The sequence below is a fragment of the uncultured Sphingomonas sp. genome (genome assembly GCF_937871615.1).
Lineage (GTDB): Bacteria > Pseudomonadota > Alphaproteobacteria > Sphingomonadales > Sphingomonadaceae > Sphingomonas.
In genome coordinates, this window is record NZ_CALMPA010000038.1 from 34,113 (window position 1) to 54,923 (window position 20,811).

Consider the following 20,811-nt stretch of genomic DNA (forward strand, 5'->3'; position numbering starts at 1 on the left):
CTCTCTCCCTTGTTGGCGGACAGGATCGCCGCGGCGTCGGCGTTCGTCTTCGACATGGACGGCACGCTGGTGCTCGGCGACGCCGCGAGCGGCGGGCATCAGTCCTTGCCTGGTGCCGCTGCGCTGCTGTCCGAGTTGAGGGTGCGCGGCACGCCGTTTCGTGTTTTCACCAACGGCACGGCAAAGCCACCCGAAGTCTACGCATCGAGCCTGCGCCACGCCGGGCTCGACGTCGCCGACCACGAGATGATGACGCCGTCCACGGCCGCCGCAGCCTGGTTCGTGGCCAAGGGGATAAAGCGCGTCCGCGTCCTCGGCCTCGCGGGCGTTCAGGCGCCGTTGATCGAGGCGGGCCTCGACGTGATCGGTCCTTCGGAAAAGGCGGAAGGGGTCGAGGCGGTCTACACCGGCTGGTTTCGCGAATTCACGTTCCCGGACCTCGAAGCGGCATACAAGGACGTGTGGGCGGGCGCGATGTTGACGACCGCGTCGAACGTACCGTTCTTTGCGACAGCGGGTGGTCGCGCGATCGGCGCGAGTTATGCGATCAACGCGATGATCCGCGCAATGACGGGCAAGCGCGCCAAGGTCCTCGGGAAGCCGTCGCGCGAGGCCCTTCGCAGCGCACTGACGCTTATGAAATTGCCGGTCTCCGCCGAGGCGTCGACGGTGATCGTCGGCGACGATCCCGCGCTCGAAATGCGCATGGCGCGCTCGGCTGGGGCGATCGGTGTGGCTGTCACGACCGGGCTGTGCAGCCGCGACGACTTCATGGCGCGCGGTTCGCCGGAGCGGGCTGACGCGATCCTGCCGGGACTGCAACCGATCCTGGAGGCCCTGAACTGATGTACGTCAACCGCCGGCGGGTCACCATCGAATGGGGCGACTGCGATCCCGCCGGGATCGTTTTCTATCCGCGCTACTTCGCCATGTTCGACGCGTCCACCGCGCATCTCTTTGCAGCGGTGCTCGGAATGCACAAACGCGAAATGATCGCCAAGTTCGAGATGATCGGCTTCCCAATGGTCGACACGGCAGCTCGCTTCTTCGTCCCGAGCAAGTTCGGCGACGAAGTGACGATCGAGACCCAGGCGACGGACCTCGGCCGTAGCAGCTTCGGCATTTCACACCGCGTGTTCCGCACAGGTGGCGTGCTGGCGATCGAGGCGACCGAGAAGCGGGTCTGGGCCGGTGTTCATCCCGAAGATCCGCATCGCATCACTGGTATTCCCATTCCCGAAATCGTTCGCGCGGCGCTCGAAAGCGGGCCGCTCGAGCGTCAACCCTGACTGGAGTAGACATGTCGAAGGTAATGATCACGGTGGCGCCGACCGGCGGCATGGCGTCCAAGGCGCAGAACCCGAACCTGCCCACGCAACCGGGCGAGATCGCCGAGTCGGTGTACAAGAGCTTCAAGGCGGGCGCGTGCATCGCGGCCCTGCACGCGCGTCGGCCCGATGACGGCGCGACGTGCAACGCCGACATCTACCGCGACATCAACGAGCGCATTCGAGCCAAATGCGACATCGTCATCAACAACTCGACCGGCGGCGGCTCCAGCGGCGACATGCTCATCGAGCGCCAGGACGGCCTTTACGAGTCCAGCTTCGAGGAACGATTGAAGGGTTGCGAGGCCGGTGCCGAAATGGCCACATTCGACGGCATGACGTTCGTGGATGTGCACGGCGGGAAGGAAATTCTCGTTATCACGCCGCCTAGCCGTTGCGAGACGCTCGTCAAGCGCATGACCGATCGTGGCATAAAACCGGAGTGGGAAGTCTTCGCGCCGAACCACATCCTGCAGGACGTCACCCGCCTGATCCAGAAAGGCTATGACAAGCCGCCTTACTACATCAACATGGTCCTCGGCGCCGACAAGGGCTTCCAGGGCGCGATGCCTTACAGTCACGACGTGCTGACCGCGATGGTCGCGGCGCTTCCGCCGCAATCGATCTTCTGCGTATCGGCGATCGGGCCGGCGCAATTGCCCGCGACCACGCAGGCGATGCTGTTGGGCGGTCATGTCCGCGTAGGCCTCGAGGACAACAACTATTTCAGCAAGGGCGTGCTCGCGACCAACGAGATGCTCGTCGAGCGCACGGTGGGCATCGCCAAGGCGCTAGGACTGCAGCCGACGTCCCCCGCCGAAGCGCGCGACATTCTAGGACTCGCCCAGCGGTGAGAGCATCACGATCAACCGGCGAGGCTTCGATGACTGATTTGTCGGCGATGTTCCGTCTTACCGGCCGTACGGCGATCGTCACCGGCGCCGCTGGCGGGCTGGGGCGCGCGATCGCGGTCGGGCTCGCGGAAGCGGGCGCCGACGTCGCGGTTATGGACATCGACGCGGCGGGATTGGGAGCGACGGCCGCCGCGATCCGAACCGGCGGACGGCAGTCCATTGAGATCGTCGTCGATGTCGGCGACGAGGCGGCGGTCGAAGCAGCCTTCGCCGAGTTCGACCGCGGATTCGAGCGGCTCGACATCCTGGTTAACAATGCGGGGATCGCGGACACCGTGCCCGCGCCCCTTCACGATTGCCCCACCGATGTCTGGCATAAGGTGACCGCAGTGAACCTGCACGGTGTCTTCCATTGCGCACGCGCAGGACTGAACCGCATGTTGCCACGCCACAGCGGGAAAGTCGTCAATGTCGCTTCGATGTGGGGTCTGGCGGGAAGTTCGAGCGTCGCGCCGCTACCGGCCTATGCTGCGACCAAGGGAGCTGTCGTCAATCTGACGCGCGAACTAGCGCTCGAATATGCGCCACACGGCATCACCGTGAACGCGATCTGTCCCGGCTTCTTCCGCACGGCATTGGGTCCCTATGACGATCCAGATTTTCTCGCCGCGACGCAGGGTTTCACGCCGGCAGGGCGGATCGCCGAGGCCGACGAGATCAAGGGCACCGCGGTGTATCTCGCCTCGCGGGCGTCGGATTTCGTGACCGGTGCGACCTTGGTCGTCGACGGGGGATGCATGGCGAAATGACCGGTGCGTCGACGGATTGGTCGCTCGAGGCGATCCGCGGGCTTTTCGAGCTTCCGTTTCTCGACCTGGTGGCTCGTGCGCACGACGTGCATGGCCGACATCATGCGGCGAACGAAGTCCAGCTATCGACCCTGCTGTCGATCAAGACCGGGGGATGCGTTGAGGATTGCGGCTATTGCAGCCAATCGATCAAGGCGAAGTCGGGGCTGAAGGCCGAGAGGCTGGCGAGCGCCGACGCCGTAGTCGCCGCTGCTCGCGCGGCCAAGGCGGCCGGTTCGACGCGGTTTTGCATGGGCGCGGCCTGGCGGAGTCCGAAGGAACGCGACATGCCCGCGCTGCTTGCCATGGTGGCGGAGGTCAAGGCGCTGGGCCTGGAGACCTGCATGACCTTGGGCATGCTCGATGACGGACAGGCGGAGCGCTTTGCAGGCGCGGGCCTGGATTTCTACAACCACAACATCGACACCAGCCCCGCATATTACGATCGCGTCATCACGACGCGGACCTTCCAGGATCGGCTCGAGACGCTCGAGCGCGTTCGCGCCGCCGGCATCGCCGTCTGTTGCGGAGGCATTCTCGGCATGGGGGAGAGCCGGGAAGACCGCGTGGCATTCATCCACGCGCTCGTCTCCTTGCCCGAACCACCGCAGAGCGTTCCGCTGAACGCGCTCGTTCCCATCGCGGGGACGGCGTTGGGTGACCGGCTATCGACTTCGCAGCAGGTGCGGATCGACGACATCGAGTTCGTCCGCACCGTCGCCGTCGCCCGCATCGCGATGCCGAGGTCGATGGTCCGGCTGTCGGCAGGTCGCGAAAGCATGTCGGATGCCACGCAGGCGCTCTGCTTCTTGGCCGGCGCCAATTCGATCTTCACCGGCGATCGGCTGCTCACCACGAGCAACGCCGGAGCCGGCGCCGATGCGGACCTGTTCCGAAAACTGGGACTGACGCCGTCATCGCTGCCAGAAAGCGCCGCCGGTCGCGAGGCCGGTCGTCTCGATTATGAAATGGAGAGAATTTGATGAAGTCGCGTGCAGCCGTCGCGTTCGAAGCCAAGAGGCCGCTGGAGATCGTCGAGGTTGATCTCGAGGGACCGAAGGCGGGCGAGGTGCTCGTCGAGATCATGGCGACGGGGATCTGCCACACCGACGCCTATACCCTCGATGGCTTTGACAGCGAAGGACTGTTTCCCTCGATTCTCGGTCATGAAGGCGCGGGCGTCGTGCGCGAGGTGGGGGCGGGCGTCACCAGCGTGTCCCCGGGCGACCATGTCATCCCGCTCTACACACCGGAATGCCGCCGGTGCAAATCGTGCCTGTCGGGCAAGACGAACCTGTGCACGGCGATCCGTGCCACGCAGGGGAAGGGGCTGATGCCCGACGGGACGAGCCGGTTCAGCTACAAGGGCCAGCCGATCTTCCACTACATGGGCTGCTCGACCTTCTCGAACTTCACTGTCCTGCCCGAAATCGCCGTCGCCAAGATCCGCCAGGACGCGCCGTTCCAGACCAGCTGCTACGTCGGCTGCGGCGTCACGACCGGCGTCGGTGCGGTGACCAATACCGCCAAGGTCCAGGCGGGCGACAATGTCGTGGTGTTCGGGCTCGGCGGGATCGGGCTCAACGTCATCCAGGGCGCGAGGATGGTCGGCGCGGGCAAGATCATCGGCGTCGATATCAATCCCGATCGCGAGGAATGGGGCCGCAAGTTCGGTATGACCGACTTCCTCAACTCCAAGGGCCTGAGCCGCGAAGAGACGATCGCAAAGCTCCTCGAACTGACCGACGGCGGCGCCGATTACACCTTCGACGCCACGGGTAATACCGAAGTGATGCGGACCGCGCTGGAGGCATGTCATCGCGGCTGGGGCACCAGCATCATCATCGGCGTCGCCGAAGCCGGCAAGGAGATCGCGACGCGGCCATTCCAGCTCGTCACCGGGCGCAACTGGCGCGGCACTGCGTTCGGCGGGGCGAAGGGCAGGACCGACGTGCCCAAGATCGTCGACTGGTACATGCAGGGGAAGATCGCGATCGACCCGATGATCACGCACGTCCTCGGCCTTGAAGAAATCAACAGGGGATTCGACTTGATGCACGCAGGGCAGAGCATTCGTAGCGTGGTGGTCTACTGACATGGCCAGCTTCTTCGTCACGACGCGCGAGCGCGAAGTCATCGAGGTGGAGGGGATCGACGGACTGTCGGTCATGGAGCTCATCCGGGACGCCGGAATCGACGAACTGCTCGCCCAGTGCGGCGGTTGCCTGTCGTGCGCCACCTGCCACGTTCAGGTCGATCCGGCCGATAGCGACCGTCTGCCGCCGATGAAGCCGGATGAAGACTATCTGCTCGACAGTTCGGATCATCGCGTCGCGACATCGCGATTGTCCTGCCAGCTGCCTTTTTCCAGCGAGCTCGACGGTCTGCGCGTCACGATCGCCCCCGAGGGCTGACGGGTACCACGGTATTCGAACGCGTGGCTAAGTCCGCGCGGTCGACAGGAGACTGAGTGTGGCGGTCATTTCAGGGGATGGGATCTTCACTCGCGCGATGCTCCGGGCCAGGGACCTTGATGCCTCGGCGAGGTTCTACGATGCCGCATTGTCTCCCCTCGGGTGGAAGATCCTCGGCCCGTTCGACGACGAGAGGATGCCTTGGGACAGGAACAAGCCCGCGTTCCCGGTCGTGCGGCCCGGTACCGGCGAGGCGTCGTCAAGCGGCGTGACGATCGGGTTCGCGGCGGAAGCGACCCGGGGCGTCGACGCCTTTCAAGCGGCGGGGCTCGCGGCCGGCGGCACCGACGAGGGCGCGCCAGGACAACGCAGGCATCTGCCCGGGGCCCATGCGGCCTATCTTCGGGACCCAGGCGGCAACAGAGTGTGCGGCTATGCCTTCGGCGACGGCAACTGACCGGTGGAGGAGGTCAGCACCAACCTGGCCTTTGGCGGCGTCCAGGGCGTCTATCGCCACCCCTCCTCGGCGACCGGCACCGACATGACCTTTTCGGTGTTCGTTCCCGCCCATCCGGCGGGACAGACACTGCCGGTGGTATGGTTTCTGTCGGGCCTCACCTGTACGCACGCCAACGTGACCGAGAAGGGCGAGTACCGCAGGGCGTGCGCGGAGCTCGGCCTCATCTTCGTGGCACCCGATACCAGTCCGCGCGGCCAGAATGTCCCCGACGATCCTCTCGGCAGCTACGATTTCGGCCTGGGTGCCGGTTATTACGTCGACGCGACCGAACCCCCGTTTTCGGCGAACTATCGGATGAGATCCTATTTCGAGGAACTCTCCACGCTCGTGTTCGACCGGTTTCCCGGCGATCCGTCGCGCCAGGCGATCATGGGCCATTCGATGGGCGGCCACGGTGCGCTGACCATAGGTTTGTCCGAGCCGGGCCGCTTTCAATCGGTGAGCGCCTTCGCACCCATCGTGGCGCCGACCCAGGTGCCGTGGGGAATCAAGGCGCTCCGCGGTTATCTCGGGCACGACCGCGCCACCTGGCGATCACACGATGCCGTCGCCCTGATCGAGGACGGCGCGCGCGTGCCCGTCATCCTCGTCGATCAGGGAACGGATGATCAGTTCCTGACCGAGCAGCTGCGGCCCGATCTCCTCGAGAATGCGTGTCGCGAGGCCGGTATTCCGCTGACGCTTCGGCGCCAGGCCGGATACGATCACAGCTATTACTTCATCTCGAGCTTCATGGCGGATCATCTGCGTTGGCACGCCGCGCGACTTGGAGGCGCGGCACGATGATGCGGAGCGACCCTCGCCACTTCGACGTGGTGATCGTCGGCGCGGGACATGCCGGTTCCCAGCTCGCCATCGCGCTTCGCCAGCGCAAGTTCCAAGGGTCGATCGCGTTGCTGGGCGACGAGGGCGATCCGCCTTATGAACGACCGCCGCTTTCGAAGGAATATCTGTCGGGCGAGAAGACGTTCGATCGACTGTTGATCCGGCCGCTTGAATTCTGGGCTGTCCGCGACGTCACGCTCCTGCTGTCACGGCGGGCTGACGCGGTGGATCCCGCCGCTCGGACGCTGCAGGTTTCCGATGGCACGACGATTTCCTACGGCAAGCTCGTCTGGGCGACCGGTGGGCAGCCGCGTCGATTGACGTGTTCCGGGCACGACCTGCGTGGTGTTCACGCCGTCCGCTCTCGCGCCGACGTCGACCGCCTGATCGCCGAACTGCCGTCGGTGACTCGCGTGATCGTGATCGGTGGCGGCTATATCGGCCTTGAAGCCGCGGCGGTGCTCACCAAGCTTGGCAAACCCGTCACCGTGCTCGAGGCGCAGGACCGCGTTCTCGCGCGCGTCGCTGGCGAGGAACTGTCGCGGTTCTACGAGGAGGAGCACCGGTCGCACGGCGTCGATCTGCGTACAGGCGTGTCGATCGAATGCATCGACGAAGAAGCGGGTGCCGCGTGCGGTGTCCGGTTGGCAGACGGTTCGACGATCGCCGGCGAGATGGTCATCGTCGGAATCGGCATCGTTCCGGCGGTCGCACCATTGGTCACCGCAGGGGCGAGAAGCGCAAACGGGGTCTGGGTCGACGAGTTCTGCCGCACCAGTCTCGATGACGTCTATGCCTTGGGCGACTGTGCGGCGCATGCCAACCGGTATGCAGACGGAGCGGTGATCCGGCTGGAATCGGTTCAGAACGCGAACGACCAGGCGGCGACGGTGGCCAAGGCGCTGATGGGCGAGTTCGAAGCCTATGACGCGGTGCCCTGGTTCTGGTCCAATCAGTATGATCTGAAGCTCCAGACCATCGGGCTTTCCACTGGTTTCGATGCCACCGTCGTCCGTGGCGACCGGGCGGCACGCAGCTTCTCGATCGTCTATCTGCGCGCCAGCCGCGTGATCGCGCTCGACTGCGTCAATTCGACCAAGGACTACGTGCAAGGGCGGGCGCTCGTCGCCACAGGTGCGGTACTGAGCCCGACCCGATTGGCCGACGCAAGCGTACCGCTCAAGGAGATGGTCCCCGCAGCGTAGCCCGTCGGGGGAAACGTCCCCGCGCGCCGGTTCTTCTTGCTGTACCTACACACTCACCGCTTGTTCGAAATCTTGCCAGTCCCATCGCATCCCGACACACGATCCTATGACCGAAACAGCTCCAGTACCCACTTCGAACGGCTCCGAAGAGGCTGTTTCCCGAGCGCTCGAGGATAACCTCGAGCGGTTGTCCCGAGCAAATCGGCGCCGTCGCCTGATACTGCAGCGAGGCTCCGCTTTTTCGTCGAATGACTATATCGGTTTGAGCCGCACGCCCCGTCTGGCGCGAGCGGTCGTCGAGACGATCGGGCGCGGGGTCGGGGTCGGCTTGGGCGGCTCGCGCCTGTTGCGCGGCAGCGACCCGGAGCATGAAGCGCTCGAGCACGAGGCTGCGGCGTGGTTCGGCAGCGAGACGGCGTTGTATTTCGCGACGGGCTATGCCGCAAACGCCGCTCTGTTCGCGACGTTGCCCCAGCGCGGCGATCTGATCGTTTACGATGTCCTCATCCACGCGAGCGCGCATGAAGGCGTGAAACTCAGCCGTGCCGACGCCTTGGCGGCTGGCCACAACGATGCCGGCTGTATCGACGACGCGATTGTGCAGTGGCGCGCGGGCGGCGTGTCGGGCGGCCGTGGATCGCCGTCGAAAGCCTTTACAGCATGGATGGCGACGAGGCGCCGCTTCACGACCTCGCCGATATCGCCGCGCGACATGACGGCGTTCTGATGATCGACGAAGCGCATGCGACCGGCGTCTTCGATCGCATCGCCGGGCGCGAAACGCCATGGCGCGTCATTCCGGCAGAGTTCGGGGTCGATGGCTTCTTCGGCCGCCATGAGCATCACTATGTCTATTGGCGGGTCTTGTCCGATGGTTCGGTTGGCATCGTGACGGTGCTGCACGAGCGCATGCATCAGATGGACCGGTTTCGCGAAGATATCGCGCCCTGAGCGCAGCAAGATCGGGAAAGCCGCAAAACCGCCCTCCCCGCGCCATTTTCGCACTTACCATAATCAAACATTATGGTAAGTATATGGTTGCGAAAGCGGCAGGGAAGGGCAAATTCACCGATGATGACGAGCCAGGATAAACCATGCGGCACAGATGTGCCGCGCTTTGTGCCGCACCCTGACAAAGCCTGGGGGTACGCTGGCCGCTAATGGCTGAGGAACCCGCGGAACTCTCCAAGGGAGAGATTATCGTCGTAAGAACGCAGGATGCGGCGCTCCCGACGCGTTCGCGCAAAGCGGAGGCGGAACCGGTCGATGCACGGCTGCTGCGCGCGATCGGCAGCATCGTTCCGCCCGACCTGCCGCCGATCAGCCAGCTCGGGCTCGAAACCGCGCTGGCGGCCATGGCTGATGCATCGAAAGCGGCGATAGCCTCCGATCTCGACTGCTGGCGCGACTGGTGCGGCGAGGAAGGCCGCACGCCATTGCCCGCCGATCCCGAAGATATGGTGCGCTATGTGAACGCGCTCGACATCAGGGGCAAAAAGCCCGCAACGCTGGCGCGGCGGATCGCGAGCCTTGGCTCGGTCCACCGGCTGATGGGTTTGGCCTCGCCCGCCGCGCCGACCGATGCCCCGATGGTCCGCGATGCACTGAAGGCCGTCCGCCGGCGTAGAGGTGCGCTCCAGCGACAGGCGACCCCTCTGCGGCTGGGCAAGGCGCTTGATCCCCATGCCGCAAAGGGCTTCACCCTGACCGCCATGCTCGACGCTTGTGGCGGCGACCTTCAGGGCCTGCGGGACGCTGCCCTGCTATCGCTTGGCTATGATGCGGGCTTGCGTGTCAGCGAACTCACTGTGGTGGAAGGATTGCATATCGATCCGCAGGAGGATGGTTCGGCGACGCTGTTCATCCCCTTCTCCAAGACCGACCAGGAGCAGGAAGGCGCCTGGGCATGGCTGTCGGCTGAGACGATGCGGCGGGTTGGCGCGTGGCTCGAAGCAAGCGGCATCAAAGAAGGCCCTCTGTTCCGCAGGGTCGGCGTCGACCGGCGGCGCGCGCGGGAAGCCGAACCGGAAACCGCCCTGGCGCGAACGACCTATTCCATTGGAACGGCGCCCCTGACGCGGCAGGGTGTCAACGGCATCTATCGCCGCGTGGCTTATGCAGCTTATGAGCAGGGACTGGTGACATTGCCCGCAGGCAAGTTAACCGACGCGGTGAAGGCCTTGTCCACCCATTCGCTGCGCGTCGGCTTGACCCAGGATCTTTTTGCGGCGGGTGAGGACGGCGCTGGCATTGCCCAAGCGCTGCGCTGGAGCTCGCCGACCACCGCGCTGCGCTACGGCCGAAAGCTCGCGGTGCGCAGCAATGTCGCAGCGCGGGTGCTCTCGAGGGTTCGCAGATGACGCTAATTTCCGCGGCCCACTCAGACTTCGAGATTCCGCTTCTCGTAGACGGTCGATATGACCCGGCCATCCCAGACATAGCAGAGGTGGCGTTCCTGGCGGCAATTGGACAGAAGCCGGGGGCGGAATACCGCCACGCATTCCCCGCTTTCGTCACGCACGCTCCCGTAGAGGATACCATCCGAGCCAGCGCCGCGCAGGTCACGGGCGAGCGCCTGCGACATCGCATAGTTCGCCGGATCATAAAGATCGGGATGGCTTTCGCGCATCGCGCGAATGTCATGTATGTCGGCGGTCAGGTCGACCGCATAGACCCGCATGTCCAGTTCCTGCGCCGGTTCTTCGGTAGCCATGAGAAAGCGCGTGCGATGCCAGGCCGTTTCGGCAATCGCGGTTTCCAGGGCCAAGCTTGCATAGAAGACACCGTAAGATCCGTCGGTGAAGCGATCGCCAAGCGGATTGAGGTGGGTGAAAGCAGCCATGATCGGCGACGTGCCAGGACCAGACACCCTGTCCTCGATCGGAACGAGCGCAAGGTCGCCGGCCTCCTCGCGCAGCCGATCGTTGGTCATCGCCTCGATCTGGAAGACCGCGTCGAGGTCGGCCGGGTCGGCGACGGCCTCGAACAAGGCGATAGGCGGAAAACGGCTGGGCACGATCCGGTAGCAGGGATGCCACCGGACGGCTGCGACAGGAATATCCACCCCTAGCCGCGCTGCGCGTCGATATATTGGCGCACCACATAGAGATCGGCGACATTGCCCGACGTCATGCGCTGGAGCGCGGAACCGCCGCCGAACAGGGCTGCCATGTTCGGCTTGCGGACCCACTCATCCGCCGTCTTGGGCAAGAGAATATGCAGGCCTTTGTAGATTCCGAGGATGTAGGAGATGCGTTCTAGTGCATCCTTGGGGATCGCGGCGACCGCCCCGCGCTTCCAAGCCTGCAACGTCGAACGGCTGTCGAGCCCGAGCAGGCTCATCTGCTCAGGCTCCTTGAGGCCCCAGGCCTCCGCGATACGGAAGAACGTCCGGAGCGCCGGCCCCGTGAGATCCTTGCGGCCTTTCGCCGTGTCATGCGATGCGCTCGCCATGAGAACCTGATCTCCTTTCGACAGGAGATATGTTCAATATCTGAGCAAAAATCAAGATAAGAACGAAATCTGAACATTTCTCCCTTTTGCGCCCTCTTGAGGGTGCGTATAGCGTCTGAGCGATCAGCCATTAGGACGGTGGCGACGCGCGAAGCCTCGCAATCCCAGAGCCGGCCGCTTTGACTTTCGCCTCAAGATCGGCCAATTTGGCATATAATCGCGCCAAGACCCTATCATGAGGAAGGATGTACCGCGCGAGCCAGCCGCGCCGTTCGATCTCGCTGATGCGGTCGCGAAGGCGTGCTATTGTCCCTGCCACCGCATCCCGCTCCATCACCAAGGTGTCGATCTTGCGCTGCCACGCTTTCGACCGCGCCCTCGCGCGACGCACTTCATCGCGCTCGGCCTTTTCCGCCCGACGCCGGGCTTTGGTCGCAGCTTCTTGCTCAATCCGCTCTCTTCTGAGGCGCTCTATCTCGGCCCGTCGGGCTAATGTCTCACTCGAATAGCGCGCAAAGGCCGGACTGCCGATTGGCCCGACACATCGAACGAACCAGCTCAGCCTGCGCCGTGCCTTATGCTCGATCTGCCCAACGCGTTGTGCGGAAAGACCCATGGCTTCGCCGATCTGGCGAAACGTCTTGAGATGTTCCCTCCCAAGCCCATAGCGATAGCGAACAACCTCCTCCTCCTGCGCAGACAAGAGGGAAAGCACCGTATTGACGGTCGTGTCGTCACTTGCTTGGCTCGCAGCCTTCATTGCTTCGACGGCTTGCCGCGCTCCCTCGGCAGCATCCTCGAGAATGCCCATCGGCTCTGTCCTGCCTCATCCCGCGCTAGAACCAGCCGTCGCGCCGGCCCTCGCCATTGTCGCGCAGGCTGCGACCGTCGAGCGCGGACCGGCGGATGTTGAGCTCGACCTCACTGCCCCTACGGGCGATCTGGACATCGCGCGGATCGAGATTGTTGCGGCGGGCATAGTCATCCGCTGCCTTCTCGCTGCCGAACTTGCCGGCCTGTTCGAATTCCCACGCTATCTTCGTCTCCTTCGCTTTCTGAGGGGCGCGCGCTAGCGGCCAAGGCGAGGCCGAGCTGTCACAAAGTCACCTTTCAACGCTTGCTCAGCTCGGCAGCGCAGCACGAGGTAGAGTGTGCCGGCATCCCGCTCGGCATCGATCGGATCGCGCGTCAATGCGGCGCGCAGCGCGGCCTTGAGCCAGAAGCTAGTCGCAGGATCGCCCAGCAGCTTCTCGATTTCTGATCTCTTCTGTTTAGTCACTTTTCCTCCGATGCGGATTATTCGTTGCGAGCCAGTTCCAATGTTTGAGATTGCTGTCGTTCGTGCTATGTTCAATCTCGGAGGTAGGTTCGATGAGCCGGTTCGACTGGGGCACGTATAACGCGACAAAAGACAGCGCTGGCGGTCCCGTGTATTCGTGGGAAACGGACTGGGATGAAGTCGTGCCCGGAGTAAATGCGGACGAGACTTTCGCGGCTCCGCAGTCGTCATGGCAGCTCGCCCTCGCAATTGCGTTTGTGGTAGCGCTCGTGGCGTTTTTCGGATTTCTCTCAAGCGTCATGTAGGATGCGTCATTCGCGTAACTTTGGATCGTTGAAGAAGCCGACGTTGTGACTGTCCGACACTTCCGACCTCGCACGTGATCCCCCTTGCCTGTTGACAGCTCTTCCCGTCTGCGCAGCAGCGCGACCTTCATCGATTTCCTTTCGACCCTCATTGATGATCGCGGCAGCCGCGCCGGGATCGTTTCCGCCTCCCGGGCCCGAGGGTCGCCGGCCACCTCCTGAAGGTGTGTAGTGACCACGGACGTCGCTCTCGGATGCGACATCGGGACGCTGAACAGACACGAGATTCGGTTCATGAAGCTCCGATCGGATTTCATTGCGGATGGTATCGAGACGATCATCCATCCACCTTTCGATCATCGCGCTGCGCGTGGCGCGATCATGCGCCGACAAGTCAGTGGCCCAGAGGTCGGGGACATTGATTGCTGGGTTACGCGCCTGCTCCGCGCGATACCATTGGGCCAGATCCTGGCTCAGGTTTTCGCTGAGATTGAGCCCATGGGATTCCGCATAGCTGGCGTCGCGCGACAGGGATTGCGCGATCTCGTCGAGTTTCTCGGCCGATCGTTGGTAAGATTGAGCAAGAGCAAGGCTTTCTTCGGAAATCCTCGCGCTGGAGTCCGTAATGGACGACCGGCTGAAACTGCCCGAACGATCATAGGTGCCGGCGGACTCACTGGCGCTGGAGCCGCTCGCATGATCGTCGCGGAAGCTGCTCGACGCTGCGCTGCGATCCTCGCTTGAAATATTGCGATTAGTCGAGTGGCTGAGGTCGGATTGTTGCATGCCACGTCCACCAACGCTCGCACCCAGCGAGCCAGACAGCGGACTACCGCCACCGGCGCGCCCGCGACCGCCCGTTCCGGCGCCGACAGAGCCTTCGACGGATTGTTGCACTATGGCTTGGCGCCCGCGGTTGTCCGTGACCGAGAAGCGGTCGGTGTCGGCATTTGATTGCTCGATCCCTTCGGACGTATTGGCGGTTCGGCGATCGAAGCGATCGACCGACGTGGCCGATTGGGAGCCACTGGCGCTTTCGACGCCTGACGTCGTTTCGCTGGAGCGCGTGTGAACCGACGCGTCCCGATCGGTGGCAGTAAGGAGAGTGCTTGCCGTGTTGCGGTAGGATTCCGCCTGCCGTCTTGCCTCGGAGGCAACTTCGCGCATCTCGGCGACACTGTTCGTCGACATGGTCGGCGTGAACGCAAGCCGCGAGATTGCCCCCGTCGTGTCGATGACTTCCTGGCCGTTGCCATAGCTCGAGATGATCGCCCCGTTGTCGGCGCGGTAATCCAATCTCGGAATGCCGGCCATGTAGCTCGGCGCCGTCGACCATTGATCCGACTGGCGCATATTGGCCGAACTGTTGGCGTAACTGACATTTCCGTAGGAGTAGTTTCCCGTCGTCTGCTCGAGCGCCGCCGCTTCGGCGGCATTCTGTGCGGGGGCCAGCATCGCCATCGAATGGCTCGCGATCCCCATCGCGCCGCGAGCCATCCCCGCTGCGAGGAATGGCACGCTCATCAGGAGGAAGCCCGCGATCGTCGCGGTTTCCTCATTGACCGCGCCGATTCCCGCATAGGTCGAGAGCGTCACGCCGCTGGGTGCCATTGCCGCGGCCGAGCCGGTTGCCCGGCTCATGATGATCATGTGCAGCACGACGTAGAGCGGACCCCAGGCGGCCAGGTAAAAGAATCCTGCCGTGTAGCCCTTGAGCGTCGGTACGCCGGTTCGCGGCATGAGGAACAGCGGAAAGATGACCGGGAACATCGCGAAAAAGACGACGGTCAGCACGACGTTGAGAATAGGAACCCAGCTCATTGCCTGCTGCGCGATCGAGCCGTACGTATTGCGCGCCTGGATATCGGCCCGTGTCATAGCGAATGTGTCGATCGCCGCCGCGCCGGTACTCCCGGACATCGAATTGCGCGCCTGCATGAAAGCGTTGATCGCGGTGCTTTGCCGCAGGATGCTCACATGGCCGCCCGCGGTTCCGGTGAAGGCCTGGGTGATCACCGGCACGTCGTCGCGCAGCTTCTGGGCGGCCAGTGCATTGCTGAGCCTGGGATAGAGTTCCTTACCCCAGATCAGCAGGTTGGCCTCGATCATCGGCGTCCACTGCCCATCGAGCGCCGAATAGGCATCGTTGCATGTCCGGATATGACTTTCGACGCCGCCACCCGAAACGCGCGTAATCCAGATCTGCGAGCGCGCCGGTGAACCGGGACCAATCGCGGCCCACAGATCCGGAGAGTTGGCGAGGTCCGTCATCGACTTGAAGCCGAGCATCACGTCATAGAAGACGCATGCCTTGAAATGCTCCTCAAGGTTGGTCGAAAACTCGGCATCGCGGATACGCAGGTTGCGCGTCGCATCGAACAGCCGCGCGCCATAGACCATGCCGTTGGTGGTATAATTAAGCGATGTCGGCATGACGAACACCGTCTCGGCGGTGCGGGTCAGATAGTCGCCTACCTGGCTTGTGAAGCTGGCGATCACCCCAAGTCCGATTGGAACATTGTCGATCGTCGCCGGTGCCAGCGAAGGATTGAGGCGGTCCGTAACCTTGATGTCCACGGTGGGCACCATCAGGCACATGTAGATCGCGGTCGCCTGCAGGAACCAGTTCAGCCAGGCACGCCAGTCGAGGTTGAACGCCACCACGAGGAGCGAATAGATGAGGCCCATCACCATGACGACGCGCAGCATCGACCGGTAGCCCCCTCCTCCAGCCCAGGCCGCAACCGCGTTGAACGTGTTGACGAAGTATTCGCCGCCGCCGATCGTGAAGACTTCGAGCATGGCCGGCCTTCCCTTCCTTGCTATTGCAAGCCTTGGGCGCTGAGTCCGCGGGAGAAGTTGAGCGCGGCCGACATCCCCGGCGTCATCGTGTTCTGAAGCGTCGATTCCAGCATGATCGAGCGATCGATGATCTGCATCGTCACTTGCAGCTTTTGATCGAGCCGCACGCCGCGCTGCTGAAATTTCTGCCGCGTGGCCGCAATCTGCTGGCGCCACTGCGCCGCGGTTTCCTGGTCGAAGGTCTGATAGTGGATCTTCGCCTGCTCGACGCGATCAAGCATGTTGTCGATCATGGCATTGAGGATATCGACCGAGACAATCTCGGCGAGCGTCTGGATCTCGCCGTCGGTCAGCGTGTAGCGTGCAGCCGACTGCACCGCGAGGATCTTGAAGAGCGGGATGCTCGACATATTGAGCAATTGCTTTTCGGCCGCGTCGATCGCCACATCCGTGCGGATCTTCGTCGCGATATCCTTGATCATGGCGGCGATGCGCGGGCGCAATGCCGCGCTTTCAGGAATCGAGAGGGTCTGGGTCGAGATGTTGAGACATAGCGTCTCTTCATCGCAGCGCAGGATGTTGACCGTCGCGCCGCCTGACGTGCCGTCCAGCAACGCGGTCACGACCGCTTCCTCAGCTGGCCCGACCATCGTCACCTGGCCCCCGACACTTGGATCGGTCGAAGGTCGCGTCACGACGGTCCCTACCAGCGTCATGATGTATTCGCTGAATTCCTTGTCGAACGCGCCGAACTTTTGCGATTTGCGGAGCGCCTCCCAGGTATAGTTGTGCGGCTCGCCGACGAGTTGGTCCTTCATTGCCGGATCGCTGTTGGCCGCGATCGTCGAATCTCGCCGATTGCCGTTGTTGCAGTTCTGCCGGGCCGCCGCCCAATCAGAGAATATGCCCTGGCTGTTCCCGACCGCCTCGCAGATCGTGGCGCGGGTCGTGTCCATTTGCGGCCAAATACCGCCGACCAGCGCCTGCGCCGTCTCGCAGCTCGAAATATTCATCTGGTTCAGGAGCTGTGCCTTTTGCGCGAACTCGTCCATCACCTTGCCGATCTCGGGGCTGATGGAATCGATCGCCAGCTTGAAGGCAAAACCCAATGCATTGTTGGCGGTCGCCTTCAGCATGGCGACGATCTCGGACGTGTTGATGAAGGAGAAACTGCCCGAGAAGAGATCGATGCCGCCGCAGCCCGCGCGGGCCGATGGCAGCTGCAGATTGAACGGCGAAACGGACTTCTGGGGAAAGCGCGTCCACAGATTGCCAAGCGAATAGTAGCCCGCCGACTGGCCTTCGAAGGCACTGGGCCCGGTGACGTTGGCCGCGCCGCCAGCGTCGTTGAAGAACGCGTTCATCTCGCTTGCCACACCGGCATGTGCCGACGGCACTGCGAGATGGAGCGACGCAAGAAGGGCCGCCGCGGACGCCGCAGACCGGAACCGGGAGCGAAGAGAATGGCTCATCAGAAATCACTCCCCACAGTCATGTTGGTAAGCGTGAAGATGCGGTCCATGATCTCGTCGGCCGAGAGGATGCCGTAGCCTACCGGTATCGTCCGCTTCGTCACCGTGTCGAACAGGACGAGCGCCGGGGTTTCCTTGCCGGGGATGCCCATGCGCTCTCGTTGGCCACTGTCGACGAGATAGTTGGGAAAATCCTTCGATGGGCCACCGTCCATCGACACAGCCATCACCGTCAGACGGTGGCTGTCCGCCACCGACCGCAGAATGGGTCCAGCGACATCGCAGGCGGCGCAGCTCTGTGCGTAAAAATAGAACAGGCCATAACGCTCACCGAGGCGGGTCAGAACCGCGTCGCGGTCCGCCTTGCGGTTATCGATCCATGTCCGTTTGCCCAATGTCGAGACCGGGCGTTGCAAAGTGTAGTCCATGTCCGGATGCTGCCAGATCGCCCGCTGCCAGACGTCGGAGAAGGTCGAGGCGCGGTCCAGCTGCTCGCGCTGGAAGCGGACATAGGCCACAACATTCTCCTCGCTTGGATCGAGGATCGCGCGTGCCTTCAGCTCATCAAGCGTGGACCTGACAGCAGCAAGCTGTTCGGCCGCCGGCACCGGCGGGGACACCGGCTTGTCCTTCGGTGCTCGCCGAGCAGGATCACAATAGAACCATGTGCCGAGGCGCCGTTCACCGCAATAGAAGGGGTCGCCGGCAGATTGTTCCCCGCCTTCCTCGCCAGCAATAGCCGCTGGGCCGGACGTGAACGCCGTAACGGCAATCGCCAAAGCAGTCAGCAGGGCAGGAACGGGGCGGTGCGATGCTCCCATCTCGCGGGCAACGGAGTGCCGACGCCAGAAGACGCCGGGGATACAAAGCGGCGAAGTGCGGCGCGGATCAGCCGCCGCCAGGAGCGGATCGGGCATAATATTCCTCTATCTTCTTCTGGATGTCGGACATGGTCTGGACTTCATCAGGCAGCTTCGCGGCGTCGATGAACTCGGCGTAGACCTCGGTGAAATCCATCTTCGACAGGTCGAGGCTCGCGAACTCGTGGATGCTGAATCCGCGGCATTGCTCGTTCTTGGGTTTGCCCCAGGGCTTGCCGAGCTGGATGCGGCCCTGCTCCTGCAGGATGCGTGAGAGCTTGCTCTCGAAGCAGCAATAGGCCGTCCGCCTGGTTTTGCAGATGCCGAGAAAGCTACTCGAGCAATAGGTTCCGACCCTGTAGCAGAAACCCATGCGATCCTTGATGTCGAGCATCTTCTCCTGGGTGGAGCAGGCGAACAGAGTGAGGAATGGCGTCGCAAGCGCCGCTATGGCAGCCGGTCCGCCGGCGAGCGCAGCCGCTCCGGCACCGACAGTGAGCAAGCCCGACACTTTGCCGGCGCAGCAGTTGATGAGGCCGAACACCGGCTTGTGGCAGGTCTCGCGCTCGCCGCTGAACACCGTCAATTCGTCGGGATTGAACTCCTCGCCCGCCTGGCCGATCGCGTGCAGCGCAACCAGTGCATCCTTGAGTTCTGTCGAAGCCTCCCGTTCGATCGTCTCGCATTCGCCGTTGAGGCAGTAGACGTCGTTTCCGCAGATATATTGCTGTTCGTCGGAAGCTCCGCCGGACCCTGGCGTGGGACACCTGTAGATCCGCTCGCGCACTTCGCAGCCGGGCGAGGCTTCATCGTCGTCAAGACATTCTTCGCGGACGAACGTGCATTGGGGGTTCGCCTCGAGGGACGGACAATCGTTGCCGGCGGAGAGTGTATGGCACAGATAGGTCCGGTTCCACGCCCAGCAGGGCTGTGTAACGGCCACGCCGTCCACGATCCGCGTGACGGGATCGCTTGATGTGCAAACCTCCTCTTGCTGGACACACATCCTGTCGCCGGCGAATGCGGCGCAGGCCGCCTCATTGCGCGTTGCTCTGACATTGGTCGCTTCCGCGTCCTTCGACAGCCAATATTCGCCCGTCGCGATGACGATGCCGGGATGATAGTAGCCGGGCGTGATGCCTTGCGCCGGGCCGCTGCATTTTAGCTCATAGGCGGTGTGGCCGAGCGACGGGCAAGAGGTTGCGGCAGTAAATCCGAAGGGGCCGAAATTGCTGCAATAATCGATTGCACGTGTTTCCTGACAGATACCGTTTGCCACCTCATCGTCGAACGCCGCCCGGGCAGGATAGACACCGCCGTCCGTGGGCATCGTGCTCATGCGTCCGGCCCAATAGGTATAGGTTTCACGCTTTTCGACCGAAACGCTAAGCGGGATCGTGCAGGATCGGACATGCTCGGTGAGCTTGCTGCCAACATTGCAGCTGGTCTCGTACCAGCCCTGCGGTTTCTCCCCAGGTGGAAGCGGGACGCAACTGCCCTGCCCGCCGCTGATATCCTCGCCTTCGAGATATGCCTGCGGATCCTCCTCGATGGCTCGACCGCGCGCGATATCGGCCTTGATTTCGGCTGCATCGAACTTTGGGCGGACGCGATCACCTTCGATGATCGTCCGATAGCCCTCATGCGAGCCGGTCTGCGACGATGCGTCTGACACCATCCGGTCGGGATCATCGAAATAGGAGGATTGAGGCAGCGTGGTGCCCTGATAGCCCGGCACCTCTAGTGCCTGGCCATCCGAGTCCGGAATAAGCGTGCCGTCCTGGCGGAAGGCTTCGGCCATCGCCTTGCCCTCAGCTCTTGCATCCGCGGTCGTTTCCTGCGCCAGCGCAGGCGCCGCGGCCGCGAACGCGGCGAAGGCCAGCAAGACGCGACGCAGGCTCATTGCCGCTTCCGGAGATTGGCGAGCGCCACGCCGGCGACCGTCGCGCCGGGGCCACGACCATCGGCAAAGGATGTCAGCGCATGTTCGACAGTGACATTGCCAGTGAGGCGATCATTGGGCGGGACCACCGTCTTGCAGCGAAAGCCTTCGCACAGGTCGAAATCGGACCCGACGGCGATGTAAGTCGGGACGGCCTGGACTTCGAATGCCCGGAATAGACGAGGGTCGATCCCTATGCTGGCATAGTCGGCCTCGTCCTTGACCAGTCGCGCGATCGCGGACTGGAACGCTTTCATGGAGTTGTCCGGGAAACCGCGAAACACGACAACGCCGCCCGCGCGCGAGACGTCGGCAATCATTCGCTTCAGGGACTCCTCCGGCATGGACAGGCTGGCGAAGGCGATGAACTGCGGGGCTTGTCCACGCGGCGCATCGATATTTCCGACCGCGCCGGCGACCAGTTCGTCGAAGTCGACGACGCCCTTGGGACCGACGGGCAGGTCCGCGGGCGAAAGGCGTCTCAGGTTTTCCCTGCCGCCATCGGCCGTCGCCGTGGCCTCCTCGCGCAGGGCATCCCCGCGATCCTTGACATGCGCGACGAACGTCTCGGCGTCCTCTGCCATCGCCGCGGCGCGGGCCTTGATTGCCTGAACGTCGATTTCGTCGGTGGTCTGCGCAAGCAGCGCGGAGACACCAACAACCCCTGTAAGCGCGACACATGTGATGAGAATCCTGCGCACGGC

General features: G+C 63.3%; 22 protein-coding genes and 2 pseudogenes. 14 read left to right on the forward strand and 10 right to left on the reverse strand.

Annotated elements, in window-relative coordinates:
- Positions 1-12 precede the first annotated feature (12 nt).
- From Q0316_RS09405 to Q0316_RS09465, 13 genes and pseudogenes are all read left to right on the forward strand, one after another.
- Positions 13-846: an HAD hydrolase-like protein gene (locus tag Q0316_RS09405; protein WP_245978680.1), complete on the forward strand. Its 834-nt coding sequence runs from the start codon at positions 13-15 to the stop codon at positions 844-846.
- Positions 846-1,289, forward strand: coding sequence for a thioesterase family protein (locus Q0316_RS09410; protein WP_022684058.1), 444 nt, complete (start codon positions 846-848; stop codon positions 1,287-1,289). Before Q0316_RS09405 ends, Q0316_RS09410 begins: the two co-directional genes overlap by 1 nt.
- A gap of 11 nt (positions 1,290-1,300) precedes the next feature.
- A complete protein-coding gene (locus Q0316_RS09415; RefSeq protein WP_022684057.1) occupies positions 1,301-2,182 on the forward strand; it encodes a 3-keto-5-aminohexanoate cleavage protein in 882 nt (293 codons plus the stop codon).
- 47 nt (positions 2,183-2,229) lie between these two features.
- Positions 2,230-2,991, forward strand: coding sequence for a glucose 1-dehydrogenase (locus Q0316_RS09420; protein ID WP_037504822.1), 762 nt, complete (start codon positions 2,230-2,232; stop codon positions 2,989-2,991).
- The gene (gene bioB / locus Q0316_RS09425; protein WP_298671658.1) at positions 2,976-4,013 is read left to right on the forward strand and encodes a biotin synthase BioB; all 1,038 of its coding nucleotides are present in this window, start codon (positions 2,976-2,978) and stop codon (positions 4,011-4,013) included. Before Q0316_RS09420 ends, bioB begins: the two co-directional genes overlap by 16 nt.
- Complete coding sequence (locus Q0316_RS09430) at positions 4,013-5,125, forward strand: S-(hydroxymethyl)glutathione dehydrogenase/class III alcohol dehydrogenase (protein ID WP_022684054.1); 1,113 nt, start codon at positions 4,013-4,015, stop codon at positions 5,123-5,125. The genes bioB and Q0316_RS09430 overlap by 1 nt, the downstream gene beginning before the upstream one ends.
- Position 5,126: 1 nt before the next feature.
- Positions 5,127-5,444 (forward strand): 2Fe-2S iron-sulfur cluster-binding protein, encoded by a 318-nt coding sequence (locus tag Q0316_RS09435; protein WP_022684053.1) that lies wholly within the window; start codon positions 5,127-5,129, stop codon positions 5,442-5,444.
- Positions 5,445-5,496: 52 nt separating this feature from the next.
- The gene (locus tag Q0316_RS09440) at positions 5,497-5,901 is read left to right on the forward strand and encodes a VOC family protein (protein WP_028056197.1); all 405 of its coding nucleotides are present in this window, start codon (positions 5,497-5,499) and stop codon (positions 5,899-5,901) included.
- Positions 5,902-5,904: 3 nt separating this feature from the next.
- Positions 5,905-6,750, forward strand: a complete 846-nt coding sequence (gene fghA / locus Q0316_RS09445) for an S-formylglutathione hydrolase (protein WP_022684051.1) — start codon at positions 5,905-5,907, stop codon at positions 6,748-6,750.
- Positions 6,747-7,994 (forward strand): FAD/NAD(P)-binding oxidoreductase, encoded by a 1,248-nt coding sequence (locus Q0316_RS09450; RefSeq protein ID WP_022684050.1) that lies wholly within the window; start codon positions 6,747-6,749, stop codon positions 7,992-7,994. Before fghA ends, Q0316_RS09450 begins: the two co-directional genes overlap by 4 nt.
- 187 nt (positions 7,995-8,181) lie before the next feature.
- A pseudogene (locus tag Q0316_RS09455) lies at positions 8,182-8,753 on the forward strand (aminotransferase class I/II-fold pyridoxal phosphate-dependent enzyme); the annotation flags it as partial.
- Positions 8,751-8,945 (forward strand): annotated as a pseudogene (locus tag Q0316_RS09460) (type II toxin-antitoxin system RelE/ParE family toxin); the annotation flags it as partial. The pseudogenes Q0316_RS09455 and Q0316_RS09460, both read left to right, overlap by 3 nt.
- 209 nt (positions 8,946-9,154) lie before the next feature.
- The gene (locus Q0316_RS09465) at positions 9,155-10,354 is read left to right on the forward strand and encodes a tyrosine-type recombinase/integrase (RefSeq protein WP_022684049.1); all 1,200 of its coding nucleotides are present in this window, start codon (positions 9,155-9,157) and stop codon (positions 10,352-10,354) included.
- A 20-nt stretch (positions 10,355-10,374) separates the two neighbouring features.
- Here Q0316_RS09465 and Q0316_RS09470 read toward each other — a convergent pair whose 3' ends face one another.
- The 5 genes from Q0316_RS09470 to Q0316_RS09490 form a co-directional block, all read right to left on the reverse strand.
- Positions 10,375-11,058 (reverse strand): RES family NAD+ phosphorylase, encoded by a 684-nt coding sequence (locus tag Q0316_RS09470; RefSeq protein WP_022684048.1) that lies wholly within the window; start codon positions 11,056-11,058, stop codon positions 10,375-10,377.
- Between the two features lie 2 nt (positions 11,059-11,060).
- Positions 11,061-11,447 carry an antitoxin Xre-like helix-turn-helix domain-containing protein gene (locus Q0316_RS09475; RefSeq protein ID WP_022684047.1) on the reverse strand — a complete coding sequence of 129 codons (387 nt, stop codon included), beginning with the start codon at positions 11,445-11,447 and terminating at the stop codon, positions 11,061-11,063.
- 130 nt (positions 11,448-11,577) lie between these two features.
- Entirely contained in the window at positions 11,578-12,258 is a 681-nt protein-coding gene (locus Q0316_RS09480; RefSeq protein WP_081643371.1) for a sigma factor-like helix-turn-helix DNA-binding protein, read from the reverse strand.
- Between the two features lie 25 nt (positions 12,259-12,283).
- Positions 12,284-12,484 carry a hypothetical protein gene (locus tag Q0316_RS09485; RefSeq protein ID WP_081643373.1) on the reverse strand — a complete coding sequence of 67 codons (201 nt, stop codon included), beginning with the start codon at positions 12,482-12,484 and terminating at the stop codon, positions 12,284-12,286.
- Positions 12,485-12,516: 32 nt separating this feature from the next.
- A complete protein-coding gene (locus Q0316_RS09490; protein ID WP_022684044.1) occupies positions 12,517-12,726 on the reverse strand; it encodes a hypothetical protein in 210 nt (69 codons plus the stop codon).
- 92 nt (positions 12,727-12,818) lie between these two features.
- Here Q0316_RS09490 and Q0316_RS09495 point away from each other — a divergent pair, with 92 nt between their 5' ends.
- On the forward strand, positions 12,819-13,031 hold the full coding sequence (locus Q0316_RS09495) for a hypothetical protein (protein ID WP_022684043.1): 213 nt from the start codon (positions 12,819-12,821) through the stop codon (positions 13,029-13,031).
- 6 nt (positions 13,032-13,037) lie between these two features.
- Here Q0316_RS09495 and Q0316_RS09500 read toward each other — a convergent pair whose 3' ends face one another.
- Genes Q0316_RS09500 through trbC form a run of 5 tightly spaced genes read right to left on the reverse strand, consistent with a single transcriptional unit; the run spans position 13,038 to position 20,808 of the window.
- Entirely contained in the window at positions 13,038-15,833 is a 2,796-nt protein-coding gene (locus tag Q0316_RS09500; protein ID WP_022684042.1) for a conjugal transfer protein TraG N-terminal domain-containing protein, read from the reverse strand.
- 20 nt (positions 15,834-15,853) lie between these two features.
- A complete protein-coding gene (locus tag Q0316_RS09505) occupies positions 15,854-17,305 on the reverse strand; it encodes a conjugal transfer protein TraH (protein WP_022684041.1) in 1,452 nt (483 codons plus the stop codon).
- Entirely contained in the window at positions 17,305-18,222 is a 918-nt protein-coding gene (locus Q0316_RS09510; RefSeq protein ID WP_022684040.1) for a conjugal transfer protein TraF, read from the reverse strand. Before Q0316_RS09510 ends, Q0316_RS09505 begins: the two co-directional genes overlap by 1 nt.
- Complete coding sequence (locus Q0316_RS09515) at positions 18,194-20,068, reverse strand: conjugal transfer protein TraN (RefSeq protein ID WP_022684039.1); 1,875 nt, start codon at positions 20,066-20,068, stop codon at positions 18,194-18,196. The genes Q0316_RS09510 and Q0316_RS09515 overlap by 29 nt, the downstream gene beginning before the upstream one ends.
- Positions 20,065-20,808 carry a type-F conjugative transfer system pilin assembly protein TrbC gene (gene trbC, locus Q0316_RS09520; RefSeq protein ID WP_022684038.1) on the reverse strand — a complete coding sequence of 248 codons (744 nt, stop codon included), beginning with the start codon at positions 20,806-20,808 and terminating at the stop codon, positions 20,065-20,067. Before trbC ends, Q0316_RS09515 begins: the two co-directional genes overlap by 4 nt.
- Positions 20,809-20,811 lie beyond the last annotated feature (3 nt).